The sequence below is a fragment of the Streptomyces sp. NPDC003011 genome (genome assembly GCF_053591515.1).
This window is the reverse complement of the sequence record NZ_JBSFTY010000019.1, coordinates 1-15,370: the sequence shown is the minus strand read 5'-3', so window position 1 is coordinate 15,370 and position 15,370 is coordinate 1. Positions and strand designations below refer to the sequence as shown.

Sequence of the window (15,370 nt, the reverse complement as noted above, 5' to 3'; positions counted from 1 at the left end):
ATGGACAGAGGGCGTTGCGGGCCGCTCGTGGAGGCCCGCAACGCCCCCTGGTTCTTCACCTGAGGGGTACTCAGGAAAGCTTTCCGGTCACGAGTTGACCTGCGTGGTCACCAGGCTGGAGAAGGTGGTCAGCCGGGTGTAGACGCCCGGGTAGCCGGCCGCCGCGCACCCCTCGCCCCAGGAAGTGATCCCTGCCAGGACGCCCCCGATGAGCAGAGGACCGCCGCTGTCGCCCTGGCAGGTGTCGACGCCGCCGGAGGTGTATCCGGCGCAGACCATGTCGCTCGCGATGAAGTCGGAGCCGTAGGAGCTCGCACAGCTGGTGTTGGACACCGTCGGGACGGTCGCCGTGCGCAGCTGGTTGGAGGAGCTGCCGCCCGCGGAGGTGGTGCCCCAGCCGACGATGCGGGCGGTGGTGCCGGCCGCGTACACGCTCGTCTGGGTGGAGGAGACGTACGACGCCGTGGTGTACGGCATCGACGTCGACAGCGTCAGCACGGCCACGTCGTCGCCGTTGGTGGCGTCGGTGTAGCTCGGGTGGACCCAGATCTTGCTGACTCGGGCGACCGTGCCGTTCGTGCCGTTCAGGTAGGTGCGGCCGCCGACCACGCGGACGCTGCTGGTGGTCTCGCCGACCATGCAGTGGGCCGCGGTGACGACCTTGGTGGGTGACACCAGGGTGCCGCCGCAGAACTGGTTCTGCGACGCGTCCGTGATCTGCATCATGAACGGGTACGCGGTCGTCGTGGTCGTCGTACCGCCGACGATGGGTTGCGGTGCGGCGACGGCGGCGGGTGCGCCGAGCAGGGCGGTCGCGGCGGCGGCAGCGGTGGCCGCCACGACGGCGGCGGACTTCTTGGCGCGGTTGAGCCCGAGCATGACTCTCCTCATGGGGAATTGCCGGTGGGGGGTCGCCCGGGTGGGGGGAGCACGAGGGTCGCGGGACCGGCCCTCGTGTACCGGGCGAGCGGCACGTCCCTTACGCTAGGACCCGGCCGTTGCCTTCCCAATGAGGGAACCCCCTAAGGGAGTTGGGCAGGGAAAACCCTCGGTCAACCCCGGTCAAACCCCGCGCGACGGGAAGCAACACACCGGAAATCCGCGGGACTCACGTCACATCCGGGGACTCATGTCACATCCGCGGGACTCACGTCGTACGACGGCCCGCCGCCAGTCTGACGATGTCGACGCGGGACCGGATCCCGAGCTTGCGGTAGACCCGGGTCAGGGTCGCCTCCACCGTCTTGACGCTGATGAACAGCCGTCCGGCGATCTCCCGGTTGGTCGCGCCCTCCATGACCAGCGCGGCGACCTGACGCTCCATCGAGGCCAGCCCGTCCAGCGCGTCCAGCGCGGGGGAGGGGGCCACGACCGGCTCCGCCGGCGGCGGTACCGCGGCGGCCTCCACCTGTCGCAGCCAGGGCAGCGCCCGGCAGCGCCGGAACAGCCGCGCCGCCTCGTCGTACGACGCCGGCCCGGTCCGGCGCGTGCGCAGCGCGGCCAGCGCGAACGCGGCCCGCGCCTCCTCCAGGCCGTAGCCCAGCTTGGCCAGCCGGTCCTGAGCCGACGTCAACTGCACGAGTGCGGCCTCGTGTTCGCCGCGTGTCGCGCGCACCTGCGCCTCCGCCCGGTCCAGGACGGCGAGCACGCCCTCGCGGCCCAGCCGCGACGCGTGCTCGCGGGTGACCGTGATGAGGTCCCGCGCCTCGGCGAGCTCACCGGTGCGGACGAGGGCCTCGGCGAGGTCACCGTGCCAGCGGCCCCGGGCCGGGTCGGTGATGCCGAGCCCCAGCTCCAGCTCCCGCACCCGGCGCAGCGACCGGACCGTTCCGGGGGCGTCCCCGGCCACCAGCTGGGCGTGCCCCAGGGCGGCCAGGGCGCGCGAGACGTACATCTGGTCGCCGTCCACCTCGGCGTGCTCCGCGGCCTCCCGGGCCAGGGCCAGCGCCCGGTCCACGTCCCCGCCGGCCGCCTCCGCGAACGAGGTGAGCAGTGCGGAGGCCACCTCGCCGATGCCGGAGTCGCGGGCCAGCCGCAGGCTCTCCCGGGCCAGTTCCAGGGCCCGTCCGCAGTGCCCGGAACGCAGTTCGGTCTCGGCGAGCAGCCGCAGGAAGTGCACCTCGCTCTCGACCATGCCGCGCCGCCGCACCTCGCGCAGCAGCGCGGTGACGGTGGTGCGGGCCTCGGCCAGCTGGTCGCTCATGAGCAGCCAGCGGAACCGGACCAGGCCCGGCCCGTTGTGGTGGCAGGCGACCTGCGGGTCCTGCGGTTCCCGCAGCGCCCGCTTGATGGTCGCGGCCGCGTCCGGGTGGCCCATCAGCGTCTCGGCCTGGGCCTGGAAGGCGAGCGCGAGGAGCTCGCTGCGCCGGTCACCGGCCCGGGCGGCCAGCTGGGCCGCGTGCGCCGCCTCCTCCCGGCCCTGCGCGAAGTCGCCCTGCACGACCAGGCCGCGCCAGGCCAGCTGGTAGTGGACCAGGGCGAGCAGCCCGGGGTCGTCGCCCGCGTCGGCGAGCGCCTGCGGGAACACGGCGTCGACGTCACCGAGGGCCTGGCCGGCCGCCTCGATCACCACCATCCAGGCCCGCACCCGGTCCGCGGGCACGGTCGCCCGGGTCAGCACCTCGCGGGCGATGTCCCGCGCGAGGTCCACCTCACCGGCGGTGATCGCGTCCTCGGCGGCTTGCAGGCGGCGCTCGTCCGGGCCCGGCACGGTGTCGGCCGGGGCGTGCCGGGCCGCCAGCAGCCCGAGGGACGCGGCCACCGACGGAGCCCCCCGGTCCCGGGCCTGCGCCGCCGCCTCGGCGAGCCGCGCGGCCACTTCGGGGTCGGTGCCGGTGGTCGCCAGCGCCAGATGCCGGGCCCGCTCGATCGGATCGGAGGCGGCCGTGGACAGCGCGGCGTGCACGGCCCGCCGCTCCTGCGCGGGCGCCTCCGCGTACAGGGCGGCCGAGATCAGCGGATGCGCGAACCGTACGGCGGGCTCCTCCGGATCCGTCGCCAGCAGCCCGAGGGCCGCCGCCTGCGCGGTCTCCGCCTCCGCGTTGTCCCGGCCGGCCGCGCGCAGCAGCGCCAGCGTGGGGCGCGCGCCGGCGCTGGCCACCAGGAGGGTGCGGCGAGCCTCGGCGGACAGCATCTCCAGCCGGCTGAGTACCAGGGCCCGCAGCGAGGTGGGCACGTGCAGCGGCTCGCCCGGCCGGGGCGGGGTCGGGTTCTCGGCCAGCGCCCGGCCCAGTTCCAGCGCGAACAGGGGGTTGCCGCCGCTGGTGCGGTGGATGTCCCGGACGGTGGAGCGGGGCAGGCCGGTGTAGCCGCGGTGGTCCAGGAGCTCGGCCACCTGGACGCGGGAGAGCGGGTTGAGCCGGACGGCCACGCTGTCCGGGGGCAACGCGCGTAGATGACGGTCGTACTCCTGTCCCTCGGTCCGCACCGCGCACAGCAGCTGCACCGAGGTGTCGCCGAGGCGGCGGGCGGCGAACCCCAGGAGTTCCGCGCTGGCCGGATCCAGCCACTGGAGGTCGTCGGCGACGACCAGGACGGGTCCCTCGGCGGCGAGCGCGCGCAGGGCGGACAGGACGGCCAGGCGCAGTGCCAGCCCGTCACGCTGGAGCGTCGACTCTCCGCGGCCGGTGAGCGCCGATTCCAGGGCGGTGCGCTGGGCGGCGGGCAGCCGGCCGGACACCCGGTCGACGACCAGGCCGAGGAGGTCGGCGAGGGCGAGGAAGGGGAGGTGGGATTCGGACTCGGTCGCCGAGCAGCGCAAGACGGTGCGGGCCGCGGCGGCGTATTCCGCGGCCAAAGTCCGCAGCACGGTCGACTTTCCTATTCCGGCCGGGCCGTGGAGCAGCACGCTGCCGCCGCGGACGAGCTGCTCACGCGCCGCCGTGAACAGCTCCTCCCTGCCGATCAGCAGCTCGGGGCGGCACCTGGCAGGCTCCTTGAGGTCCCGTCGCACGGTCACCGCTCCCTCCGTGTGTCGTGTCCTGGCCAATATTAGGCATCGGTCTTTGGAATTCGGATGGACGAGGTGGTGAGGGAAATAACAACGTGACCGCATGGACAAATTCAGAGCGCGCGAGCATGGATAGCCGACCGACCGATCGATTCGAGCCAGTCCTACGGCAGCCAGCCCGCTCGGCGTGCCCCGACGACAGCCTCCCCACGCGTACGCGCCCCAAGCTTCCGCATGGCCGATCCGAGGGAGGCCTCGACCGTCTCGACGGTCACCCCCGGCCGTTCGGCGGCCTCCGCGTTCGTCGCCCCGGCGGCCACCCACGCGAGGACATCCACCTCCCGGGGTGCCGGTCGGGACCCCTCCGCTGCCACGTACTCGCCCCTTCACCGCGGCACACACCCCCGTTCGGGGGTAGTGAGACCCGCGACACGGATTACACGATGGCAGAGAGCCGCCCGGCAACGGTGCCGGGACCGAGGAGGACGACAGATGACGAAGGCGACGGAGCTCTTCCGCAGCGCGCGGGACTTCCTGCTGGAACACCGCGAGGACTACGCCACGGCCTACGAGGGCTTCGCCTGGCCCCGCCCCCGGCACTTCAACTGGGCGCTCGACTGGTTCGACGAGATCGCGCGGGGGAACGACCGGACCGCGCTGCACATCGTCGAGGAGGACGGCAGCGAGGTCCGGCTCTCCTTCGCCGAGATGTCCGAGCGGTCCGACCGGGTCGCCCACCTGCTGCGCGAGCGCGGGGTCGGCGCCGAGGACCGGATCCTCGTCATGCTGGGCAACCAGGCCGAGCTGTGGGAGACGGCGCTCGCCGCCATGAAGCTGCGGGCCGTCGTCATCCCGGCGACCCCGCTGCTCGGCCCGGCCGACCTGCGCGACCGGGTCGGGCGCGGACGCGTGCGGCACGTCCTGGCCCGGGCCGAGGACGCCGGTAAGTTCGACGAGGTGCCCGGCGACTACACCCGCACCGCCGTCGGCGGCGTACCGCCGGGCTGGCAGCCGTACGAGGACGCGTACGCCTCCTCCGCCGAGTTCCTGCCCGACGGCCCGACCCTGGCCGACGACCCGCTGATGCTGTACTTCACCTCCGGCACGACGGCCCGCCCCAAGCTCGTCGAGCACACCCACGCCTCGTACCCGATCGGGCACCTGGCGACCATGTACTGGATCGGCCTCATCCCCGGCGACGTGCACCTGAACATCTCCTCGCCGGGCTGGGCCAAGCACGCCTGGTCCAACCTGTTCGCGCCGTGGAACGCGGAGGCGACCGTCTTCGTGCACAACTACACGCGCTTCGACCCGGCCCGGCTGATGGCGGAGATGGACCGCGCGGGCGTGAGCACGTTCTGCGCCCCGCCGACCGTGTGGCGCATGCTCATCCAGGCCGACCTGACCCAGCTGCGCGTCCCGCCGCGCGAGGCGGTGGCGGCCGGCGAGCCGCTCAACCCCGAGGTCATCGAGCAGGTCCGCCGGGCCTGGGGCGTCACCGTCCGGGACGGCTTCGGGCAGACCGAGACGGCGGTCCAGGTCTCCAACAGCCCGGGACAGCCGCTGAAGACCGGCTCCATGGGACGGCCCAGCCCCGGATACCGGGTGGAGCTGCTCGACCCGGTGTCGGGCGCGCCCGGCGCCACCGAGGGCGAGATCGCGCTCGACCTGTCCACGCGGCCCGTCGGCCTGATGACCGGCTACCACGGCGACCCCGACCGTACGGCGGAGGCGATGGCCGGCGGCTTCTACCGGACCGGGGACATCGGCTCCCGGGACGCCGACGGCCACCTCACCTACGTCGGGCGCGCCGACGACGTCTTCAAGGCCTCCGACTACAAGATCAGCCCGTTCGAGCTGGAGAGCGCGCTGCTGGAGCACGAGGCGGTGGCGGAGGCGGCCGTGGTGCCCGCGCCGGACGAGCTGCGGCTCGCCGTGCCGAAGGCCTATGTGGTGCTGGCGGAGGGCTGGGAGCCCGGCCCCGGCACCGCGAAGGTGCTGTTCGAGCACTCCCGTGACGTCCTCGCGCCCTACAAGCGGGTCCGCCGCCTGGAGTTCGCGCCCCTGCCCAAGACCGTCTCCGGCAAGATCCGCCGGATCGAGCTGCGCGAGGCCACGGCCGCGGGCTCGGACGCCGAGTACCGAGAGGAGGACTTCCGGTGAGCGCGCCCCCGTATACGCACGGAACCAGCGGGACGGCGCTCCTCGGCGACACCATCGGTGCCGCCCCGGACCGCGCGGGTGGCGGCCCGGCCGGACCGCAAGGCCCTCGTCGACGTGCCGTCCGGGCGGCGCTGGACCTGCGCCCGGTTCGCCGCGGACGTCGACGAACCGGCGTACGCCCTGCTCGCCGCCGGGGTCCCGGGGCGACCGGGTGGGCACCTGGGCGGTGACCTGCCCCGAGTGGGTGCTCGTCCGGTACGCCACCGCCCGGCTCGGCGCGATCATGGCAAGGGGCGGAAGGCGGAGCTGCGGGAGAGGTACCGCGACTGACGCGCGTCCGGCGGCGTCCGAAACCGGTGCCCGAGCGTTCGATCATCAAGGGCGCGGCCCGTAGGATCGAGGGCTCTGGGGGTGTCTATGGTCAGGCGGCGTCCCGGCACGCCGACGCTGGAGGAGGTGGCCGCCCTCGCCGGTGTGGGGCGGGGCACGGTCTCCCGCGTCATCAACAACGCGGCGGGCGTGAGGGAATCCACCCGCCGCACGGTGCAGCGCGCCATCACCGAACTGGGATACGTGCCCAACCTGGCGGCGCGTTCCCTGGCCGGGCGGCGCGCGGACGCCGTCACGCTGGCCGTGACGGAGACGGACTGGCGGCTGTTCGGCGAGCCGTTCTTCTCCGAGGTCGTCCGGGCGGTCGGTGACGCCCTGTCCGACACGGCGGTGCAACTGCTGCTCACGCTCGTCCGCACGGACACCGAACGCAAGCGCTTCGTCGAGTACGCCCGCGGCGGCCGTGTCGACGGAGTCCTGCTGATGTCGGTGCGGGCCGAGGACCGGCTGCCGGACATGCTCGCCGACGCCGGGCTGCCCACCGTGCTGCTGGGCCGGCGCTCGGACGACGAGCAGGTCACCTACGTCGACGCGGACAACGTCGGCGGCGCCCGTGCGGCGGTCGCCCACCTGGTGCGGGGCGGTCGCGAGGCCATCGCCACCATCACGGGCCCGCCCGGCATGTACGTCGCCCAGTGCCGACTGCGCGGATACCGGGAGGCGCTGGCCGGCGCCGGGCTCGACGCCGGTCCCTCCCTGGTCGCCGGCGGCGACTTCAGCGAGGCCAGCGGGCGCCGGGCGATGGCCTCGCTCATCGAGCGGCACCCGCGGCTCGACGCCGTGTTCGCCGCGTCGGACACCATGGCCGCCGGAGCACTGGAGGTGCTGCGCGCGGCGGGCCGACGGGTGCCGGACGACGTCGCGGTGATCGGCTTCGACGACTTCGCGCTCGCCGAGCACACCGAGCCGCCGCTGACCACCGTCCGCCAGCCGCTGGAGGAGATCGGCCGGACCCTGGTGCGCCTGCTCCTGGAGGAGATCGAACAGCCCGAGGTGGCCTGGCGCCACGTCATCCTGCGGACCCGCCTGGTGGTCCGGGACTCGGCCTGAGCCGCCGCCCCGCCGCGACCCCCTTTCTCGGGAGCGCTCCCAGTCGTCCCGGGCGCGCGGGAGCTGATCCCTTTCCGGCCGCACTCCGGTGAGCTGGCACTTCGAAATCCCGTCGAACGTAATGGCTCCCGCAGGGTTGTCAGGGTCATGAGTGGGCTCCTACAGTCCGAGCGAAACCACTCAGTGGGAGCGCTCCCACCCACTGTGGGTGGGAGCGCTCCAGAGTGCGCGTCACCCGACCCGGTCGTCCCTCCCAGAGAGGCCCCCATGCGATCGTCACCCCACCGTCCCCGAACCGTCCGCGGCCTGTGCGGCGCGCTGCTCACCGCTCTCGCGACCGTGGCTGCCCTGGTGACCGCCGCGCCGGCGGCGCAGGCCGACACCACGCTCTGCGAGCAGTACGGCACCACCGTCATCCAGGGGCGCTACGTCGTCCAGAACAACCGCTGGGGCACCGGCGCCACGCAGTGCGTCACCGCCACCGACACGGGCTTCCGGCTCAGCCAGGCCGACGGCTCGGTGCCCACCAACGGCGCCCCGAAGTCGTACCCGTCCGTCTTCAACGGCTGCCACTACACCAACTGCTCGCCCGGGACCAGCCTGCCCGCCCGGATCAGCGGCATCTCCAGCGCGCCCAGCAGCATCTCGTACGGCTACGTCGACGGCGCCGTGTACAACGCCTCGTACGACATCTGGCTGGACCCGACGCCCCGCACCGACGGGGTGAACCGCACCGAGATCATGATCTGGTTCAACCGGGTGGGCCCGATCCAGCCGATCGGCTCCCAGGTCGGCACGGCCACCGTGGGCGGGCGCAGCTGGCAGGTGTGGACGGGCAACAACGGCTCCAACGACGTGATCTCCTTCGTCGCCCCGTCGGCGATCACCAGCTGGAGCTTCGACGTCATGGACTTCGTCCGGCAGACCGTCTCCCGCGGGATGGCGCAGAACGACTGGTACCTGACCAGCGTGCAGGCCGGGTTCGAGCCCTGGCAGAACGGCGCGGGGCTCGCGGTGAACTCCTTCTCGTCGACCGTCAACACCGGTACCCCGGGTGGTCCGGGCGATCCCGGGGAGCCCGCGGCGGCCTGCCGGGTGACGTACGCGACGAACGTCTGGAGCGGCGGCTTCACCGCCGACGTCACGGTCACCAACACCGGTCCGTCCCCGGTGGAGCCCTGGCGGCTGGCCTTCACCCTGCCCGCCGGACAGCGGATCACCCAGGCCTGGAACGCCACCGTCTCCCCGTCCTCGGGGACCGTGACGGCGAACGCCCTGGCGCACAACGGGACGATCGCGCCCGGCGGCAGCCGCACCTTCGGCTTCCAGGGCACCTACAGCGGCACGTTCGCCCAGCCGGCCGGGTCCGCCCTGAACGGCACCGCCTGCGCCTGACCCGGTGCGGCACTCCGCACCGGACCGCACTCCGCACCGGACCGCACTCCGCACCGCCCCGGGGTCCACGCCCGTCACTTCCCTGCGCCGACAGGGTGGACCCCGGGGCGGACACCCCGCGCTTGCCCGCTCCTGCGGCCCGCACCCGGAAAGGCTGCCTTGCCATGAGCCCGAGCCCCCTACCGTCCGCGCGCCGGCCCGCCCTCGTCGCGGCCCTGTGCGCCGCCGCCCTCGCCGTGACCGGCCTGACCGGCGCCGCGCCTCCCGCACCGGCGGTGTCCGCCGCTCTGCCGTACCAGAACCCCGCCCTGCCGGTGGCGGACCGGGTCACCGACCTGCTGTCCCGGATGACGCTCGACGACAAGCTCGGCCAGATGACGCAGGTCGAGAAGGACGCGCTGGTCCCGCAGTCCGACCTCGCCGCCCACCGCATCGGCTCGGTGCTCTCCGGCGGCGACTCCACGGTCAGCCCCAACAACCCCCAGACCTGGGCCGACACCTACGACTCCCTCCAGCGCACCGCCCTCGGCACCCCGCTCGGCATCCCGGTGATCTACGGCATCGACGCGGTGCACGGCCACAACGCGGTGCGCGGCGCCACGCTCTTCCCGCACAACATCGGCCTCGGAGCCACCCGCGACCCGGCGCTGGTGCAGCGCGTCGGGCGCGCGGTGGCCGAAGAGGTGGCGGGCACCGGCATCGACTGGTCCTTCGCGCCCTGCCTGTGCGTGGCCCGCAACGACCGGTGGGGCCGCACCTACGAGTCGTTCGGCGAGAAGCCCGAACTGGCCGCCTCCATGGCCACGTTCGTCACCGGCATGCAGGGGCAGAGCCTGGGCGGCGACGCGGCCTCGGTGCTCGCCACCGCCAAGCACTACCTCGGTGACGGCGGCACCGCCGGCGGCGTCGACCAGGGCGACACGCAGCTGTCCGAGGCCGAACTGCGCGCCGTCCACCTGCCGCCCTTCCAGGAGGCGGTCCGGCGGGGCGTCGGCTCGGTGATGCTCTCGTACAGCAGCTGGAACGGGGTGAAGTCGCACGCCCACCGGTACCTGGTCACGGACGTGCTCAAGGGCGAGCTGGGCTTCGGCGGGTTCGTCGTCTCCGACTGGGCCGCCGTCGACCAGCTCGACGGGCAGAGCGGCTTCACCGGCGCCGAGATCACCACGGCCGTCAACGCCGGCGTCGACATGGTGATGGTCCCGCACGACTACCGGAGGTTCCTCACCCTGCTGCGCGGCGAGGTGAGCGCCGGACGGATCGCCCAGGCGCGCGTCGACGACGCCAACCGCCGCATCCTCACCAAGAAGTTCGCACTCGGCCTGTTCGAGCGCCCGCTCACCGACCGCTCCGCCACCTCGGGGGTCGGCTCCGCCGAGCACCGGGCGCTGGCCCGGCAGGCGGTACGCGCCTCCCAGGTGCTGCTGAAGAACGACGGCGGGGTGCTGCCGCTGGCGAAGGACGCCAAGCTGTTCGTGGCCGGGAAGTCCGCCGACGACATCGGCAACCAGAGCGGCGGCTGGACCCTGGGCTGGCAGGGCCGCAGCGGCCCGGTCACCGAGGGCACCACCGTCCTCCAGGGCATCCGGGCCGCCGCCACCGCTCCCTCCCGGGTCACCTACGACCGCTACGGCAACGGCATCGACTCCAGCTACACGGCCGCCGTCGCGGTCGTCGGGGAGACGCCGTACGCCGAGATGCGCGGCGACCGGCCCGGCGGGATGGGGCTGGACCAGGAGGACCAGCAGACCCTCGCCCGGCTGAAGGCGAGCGGCGTGCCCGTCGTCGTGGTGCTGGTCTCCGGCCGCCCGCTCGACATCGCCGCCCAACTGCCCGACTGGCGGGCCCTGCTGGCCGCCTGGCTGCCCGGCACCGAGGGCGGCGGCGTCTCCGACGTGCTCTTCGGCGACCACGCCCCGACGGGCAGACTGCCCGTGACGTGGATGCGAGCCGCCTCCCAGCAGCCGGTCAACGACGGCGACGGCAAGAGCCCGCTCTTCCCGTACGGACACGGCCTGACCTACGGCACGCGCGCCGGCCTCGTCACCGGCGGGCCTGCGGCAGGTCCCGGGCCTGGGGCGGTTCCCGGGCCTGCGGCGGGTCTGAAGTCCGCGGCGGGTCCCGAGTCCGTAGCGGAGTCCGTGGCGAGCCCCGAGTCCGTGGCGGAGTCCGCGGCGGGTCCTGAGTCCGTGCCTGAGGCGTGTACCGCCCCGTTCACGGCCGCCGTGTCCCGGACCGTCGCCGGTCACGGCGTCCTGCGACCCGGCGCCACCACCTCGTCCGGCCGCACCGCCGCCGGTGACGCGGGCACGCCCACGCCGCGGTGCACCGGCTCCTGACACCCCTCGCCCGTCCGGCGGCCCTTTCCCGGACGGGCGAGGGCCGCAACCCGGCAGCGGACCGCAAGGAGAGAAGAAAGACCCGACAAAAGATCCCCACGAAGGCACAGGAGACCCCATGGCTCGAGGCAAGAAACAACTGGTTTCACTGGCGGCGGTGCTGGCGACCCTGCTCGGCGGAATCGGGCTGGCCCTGCTGGGCCAGGGCAACGCGCAGGCGCACGGTGTGACGATGATGCCCGGATCGCGGACTTACCTCTGTTACCTGGACGCCAAGACCAGCACCGGCTCGCTGGACCCGACGAACCCGGCGTGCCGGGCAGCGCTCGCCGAGAGCGGCGCGTCGTCGCTGTACAACTGGTTCGCCGTGCTCGACTCCAACGCGGGCGGACGCGGCGCGGGTTACGTCCCGGACGGCAAGCTGTGCAGCGCGGGCGACCGCTCCCCGTACAACTTCACCGGCTACAACGCCGCCCGCGCGGACTGGCCCCGTACGCACCTCACCTCCGGGGCGACGGTCAGGGTCCGGCACAGCAACTGGGCGGCACACCCGGGTGACTTCCGGGTGTACATGTCCAAGCCCGGTTACTCACCGGCCTCCCCGCTGGGCTGGGGCGACCTGGAGCTGATCCAGACGGTCACCAACCCGCCCCAGTCGGGCTCGGTGGGCTCCGAGAGCGGCCACTACTACTGGGACCTGAAGCTGCCCTCGGGCCGCTCGGGCGACGCGGTCATGTTCATCCAGTGGGTGCGGTCGGACAGCCAGGAGAACTTCTTCTCCTGCTCGGACGTCGTCTTCGACGGTGGCAACGGCGAGGTGACCGGGATCCGCGGCTCGGGCGGAACCCCGACCCCGACCCCGACGCCCACGCCGACGCCCACGCCGACGCCCTCCGATCCGCACACCGGCTCGTGCATGGCCGTGTACACCGTGACGAACTCCTGGAGCGGCGGCTTCCAGGGCTCCGTCGAGGTCATGAACCACGGCACGGCACCGCGTGACGGCTGGGCCGTCCAATGGAAACCGGGCACCGGCACCAAGATCAGCAGTCTGTGGAACGGCGCGCTGAGCACCGGCTCCGACGGCACGGTCACGGTCAGGAACGTCGACCACAACCGGACCGTCGCGCCCGACGGCAGCGTCACCTTCGGCTTCACCGCCACCTCGACCGGCAACGACCATCCGGTCGGCACGATCGACTGCGTCACCCCCTAGGAGTCTCCTGAAGATCTTGCTTCGAGCACCCGGTACACCCCAAGTTGCCGGTAAATGTCAATCAGGTTGAACTGGGGCAAGCCGGACGCGTTTTCAAGATCTTCATCGGACTCCTAGCGCCTTCGGCGCGGCATAGGGCGGGGCCGGTGTCCGCATCGCGTGGGGCCGGCCCCGCCGTGCGGGTCAGACGCCGGTGGCGTGCAGTTCGCCGGCGGGGTCGTTCACCGGCCGCGGCGTGCCCGTGAGGTCGAGGACGAACAGGGGGATGCCCAGTGCGTCGGCGCGGGCGCGGGCGTCGGGGGCGTACCCGGTCAGGGAGAAGTAGACGCACGCGGCGGACTCCGTCATGGCCGTCAGCCACAGGCACTCCACGTCCCGCAGGGAGGCCGGCCGTACGGCTGGGTCGACCTGCGCGACCAGACCGCGGGCGGCGATGCCGATGCCGGCCGGGGGCCGCTGGTCGGCGCGGCGGATGTCCCGGTAGCCGAGCCAGCGGAGGTAGCGGGCGGTGGCGGTGACGGCGTCCCGGGCGGTGCGGATGGTGACGGGCCGGAAGGGGCGGCGCGGCGAGCCGTCCGTGGGCTGGGCCGGAACGGCGCCGGCCGGCGCCACCGGTATCCGCAGCACCGTCCCGCAGGGGCAGCCCAGTTCCGGACGCGGCCACTGGCCCTCACGGTCGCACGCGGCGCAGCGCACGGTGATCCACTCGTCGTCCCAGACCCGACGGGTGACGGCCGTCGTCGTCCCGTGCGGATCGAGCGTCGGCGCGACGGGCGCCCCGCACGCGCACGGATACGAGGGTGCCGCGTAGAGATGCTCGCGCCGGCAGGCCGGGCAGGGCACCGGGACGCTCTCGGACATGGCCCACATCGTCCTCCAGGAACCCCCCGCCTGTCCCTCTCTTGACGGTCTTCACGCGCCCCTCTACATTAATTCCAGATAGCAGAAGAATATTTCCACCATACGGAATTCCTCACCGCGGGGCGCGACGGGAGTGCGAATCCGGCAGTCGAAGCAGGAGTACTCGATGGCTCGAATGACCGCTGCCCGCGCGGCAGTTGAGATCCTCAAGCGCGAGGGCATCACCGACGCGTTCGGTGTCCCGGGCGCGGCGATCAACCCCTTCTACGCGGCCCTCAACGCCTCCGGCGGCATCCACCACACCCTCGCCCGGCACGTCGAGGGCGCCTCGCACATGGCCGAGGGCTACACCCGGACGCGCCCCGGCAACATCGGCGTCTGCGTCGGCACCTCCGGCCCCGCCGGCACCGACATGATCACCGGTCTGTACTCCGCGACCGGCGACTCCGTCCCGATCCTGTGCATCACGGGCCAGGCTCCGACCGCCGTGCTCCACAAGGAGGACTTCCAGGCCGTCGACATCGCCTCGATCGCCGAGCCGGTCACGAAGATGGCGGTCACCGTCCTGGAGGCCGCGCAGGTTCCGGGCGTCTTCCAGCAGGCCTTCCACCTCATGCGCTCCGGCCGCCCCGGCCCGGTCCTCATCGACCTGCCGATCGACGTCCAGCTCACCGAGATCGAGTTCGACCCGGAGACGTACGAGCCCCTGGCGGCCTACAAGCCCGCCGCGAGCCGCGCCCAGATCGAGAAGGCGCTCGGGATGCTGCACGCGTCCGAGCGCCCGCTGATCGTGGCCGGCGGCGGTGTCGTCAACGCCGACGCGTGCGACCTGCTGGTGGAATTCGCCGAGTTGACGGGCGTCCCGGTCGTGCCGACCCTCATGGGCTGGGGCGTCCTGCCCGACGACCACGAGCTGAACGCCGGCCTGGTCGGCCTCCAGACCTCGCACCGCTACGGCAACGCGACCTTCCTGGAGTCCGACTTCGTCCTCGGCATCGGCAACCGCTGGGCCAACCGCCACACCGGAAGGCTCGACGTCTACACGGCCGGACGGACGTTCGTCCACGTCGACATCGAGCCCACCCAGATCGGCAGGATCTTCGCCCCGGACTACGGCATCGCCTCCGACGCCAAGGCCGCGCTGGAGCTGTTCGTGACGGTGGCCAGGGAGCGGAAGGCGGCGGGCGCGCTGCCCGACCGCTCCGCGTGGGCCGCCGCCACGCAGGAGAAGAAGGCCACGCTCCAGCGCCGTACGCACTTCGACGACATCCCGATCAAGCCGCAGCGCGTCTACGAGGAGATGAACAAGGCCTTCGGACCGGAGACCCGGTACGTCTCCACGATCGGCCTCTCGCAGATCGCCGGCGCCCAGCTGCTGCACGTCTACAGGCCGCGCCACTGGATCAACTGCGGCCAGGCGGGCCCCCTCGGCTGGACCGTTCCGGCCGCGCTCGGCGTCGCCAGGGCCGACCCGGAGGCCTCCGTGGTCGCGCTGTCCGGCGACTACGACTTCCAGTTCATGATCGAGGAGCTGGCGGTCGGCGCCCAGCACCGCATCCCGTACGTGCATGTCCTGGTGAACAACTCCTACCTGGGCCTGATCCGGCAGGCGCAGCTGGCGTTCGACATCGACTTCCAGGTCAGCCTGGAGTTCGAGAACGTCAACTCGCCCGAACTGGGCGTCTACGGCGTCGACCACGTCAAGGTGGCCGAGGGCCTCGGCTGCAAGGCGATCCGGGTGACCGACCCGAACGAGCTGGGCGCGGCCTTCGAGCAGGCGAAGAAGCTCGCCGCCGAGTACCGGGTGCCGGTGGTCGTCGAGGCCATCCTGGAGCGGGTCACCAACATCGCGATGTCGAGGACGAACGACATCGGCGAGGTCGTCGAGTTCGAGGAGATCGCGACCGAGCCACGGTGTCTGCGTCGAGATGGTGCACCACTGCGCCGACACCGGCGTTCCCGTCTTCGGCGTCTGCCTCGGCATGCAGTCGATGCAGGTGGCGTACG

The 15,370-nt window shown here is 72.8% G+C and carries 9 protein-coding genes and 3 pseudogenes; 8 read left to right on the top strand and 4 right to left on the bottom strand.

What is annotated here, in order from left to right; translation table 11 throughout:
* Positions 1-87: 87 nt before the first annotated feature.
* From ACWD0J_RS12620 to ACWD0J_RS12610, 3 genes and pseudogenes are all read right to left on the bottom strand, one after another.
* A complete protein-coding gene (locus ACWD0J_RS12620) occupies positions 88-879 on the bottom strand; it encodes a S1 family peptidase (protein ID WP_451495764.1) in 792 nt (263 codons plus the stop codon).
* Between the two features lie 268 nt (positions 880-1,147).
* On the bottom strand, positions 1,148-3,958 hold the full coding sequence (locus tag ACWD0J_RS12615) for an AAA family ATPase (protein ID WP_451495763.1): 2,811 nt from the start codon (positions 3,956-3,958) through the stop codon (positions 1,148-1,150).
* Positions 3,959-4,113: 155 nt separating this feature from the next.
* A pseudogene (locus tag ACWD0J_RS12610) lies at positions 4,114-4,311 on the bottom strand (LuxR C-terminal-related transcriptional regulator); the annotation flags it as partial.
* Positions 4,312-4,441: 130 nt separating this feature from the next.
* Here ACWD0J_RS12610 and ACWD0J_RS12605 point away from each other — a divergent pair.
* The 6 genes and pseudogenes from ACWD0J_RS12605 to ACWD0J_RS12580 all read left to right on the top strand — a co-directional run bounded on the left by ACWD0J_RS12605 (position 4,442) and on the right by ACWD0J_RS12580 (position 12,502).
* Positions 4,442-6,112, top strand: coding sequence for an AMP-binding protein (locus ACWD0J_RS12605; RefSeq protein WP_451495762.1), 1,671 nt, complete (start codon positions 4,442-4,444; stop codon positions 6,110-6,112).
* Positions 6,109-6,398 (top strand): annotated as a pseudogene (locus ACWD0J_RS12600) (AMP-binding protein); the annotation flags it as partial. The gene ACWD0J_RS12605 and the pseudogene ACWD0J_RS12600, both read left to right, overlap by 4 nt.
* A 131-nt stretch (positions 6,399-6,529) precedes the next feature.
* On the top strand, positions 6,530-7,552 hold the full coding sequence (locus tag ACWD0J_RS12595) for a LacI family DNA-binding transcriptional regulator (protein ID WP_451495814.1): 1,023 nt from the start codon (positions 6,530-6,532) through the stop codon (positions 7,550-7,552).
* 267 nt (positions 7,553-7,819) lie between these two features.
* Positions 7,820-8,947 carry a GH12 family glycosyl hydrolase domain-containing protein gene (locus ACWD0J_RS12590; RefSeq protein ID WP_451495761.1) on the top strand — a complete coding sequence of 376 codons (1,128 nt, stop codon included), beginning with the start codon at positions 7,820-7,822 and terminating at the stop codon, positions 8,945-8,947.
* A gap of 164 nt (positions 8,948-9,111) precedes the next feature.
* A complete protein-coding gene (locus ACWD0J_RS12585) occupies positions 9,112-11,286 on the top strand; it encodes a glycoside hydrolase family 3 protein (RefSeq protein ID WP_451495760.1) in 2,175 nt (724 codons plus the stop codon).
* A gap of 118 nt (positions 11,287-11,404) precedes the next feature.
* Positions 11,405-12,502 (top strand): lytic polysaccharide monooxygenase auxiliary activity family 9 protein, encoded by a 1,098-nt coding sequence (locus ACWD0J_RS12580; RefSeq protein ID WP_451495759.1) that lies wholly within the window; start codon positions 11,405-11,407, stop codon positions 12,500-12,502.
* A 183-nt stretch (positions 12,503-12,685) separates the two neighbouring features.
* Here the strand turns inward: ACWD0J_RS12580 and ACWD0J_RS12575 are convergent, their stop codons facing one another.
* Positions 12,686-13,372 (bottom strand): hypothetical protein, encoded by a 687-nt coding sequence (locus ACWD0J_RS12575; protein ID WP_451495758.1) that lies wholly within the window; start codon positions 13,370-13,372, stop codon positions 12,686-12,688.
* A gap of 157 nt (positions 13,373-13,529) precedes the next feature.
* Here ACWD0J_RS12575 and gcl point away from each other — a divergent pair.
* Both gcl and ACWD0J_RS12565 read left to right on the top strand, forming a co-directional pair.
* Positions 13,530-15,275, top strand: a pseudogene (gene gcl / locus ACWD0J_RS12570) (glyoxylate carboligase); the annotation flags it as partial.
* 16 nt (positions 15,276-15,291) lie between these two features.
* On the top strand, positions 15,292-15,370 hold a 79-nt coding region (locus tag ACWD0J_RS12565), incomplete at its 3' end, for a glutamine amidotransferase-related protein (protein ID WP_451495813.1).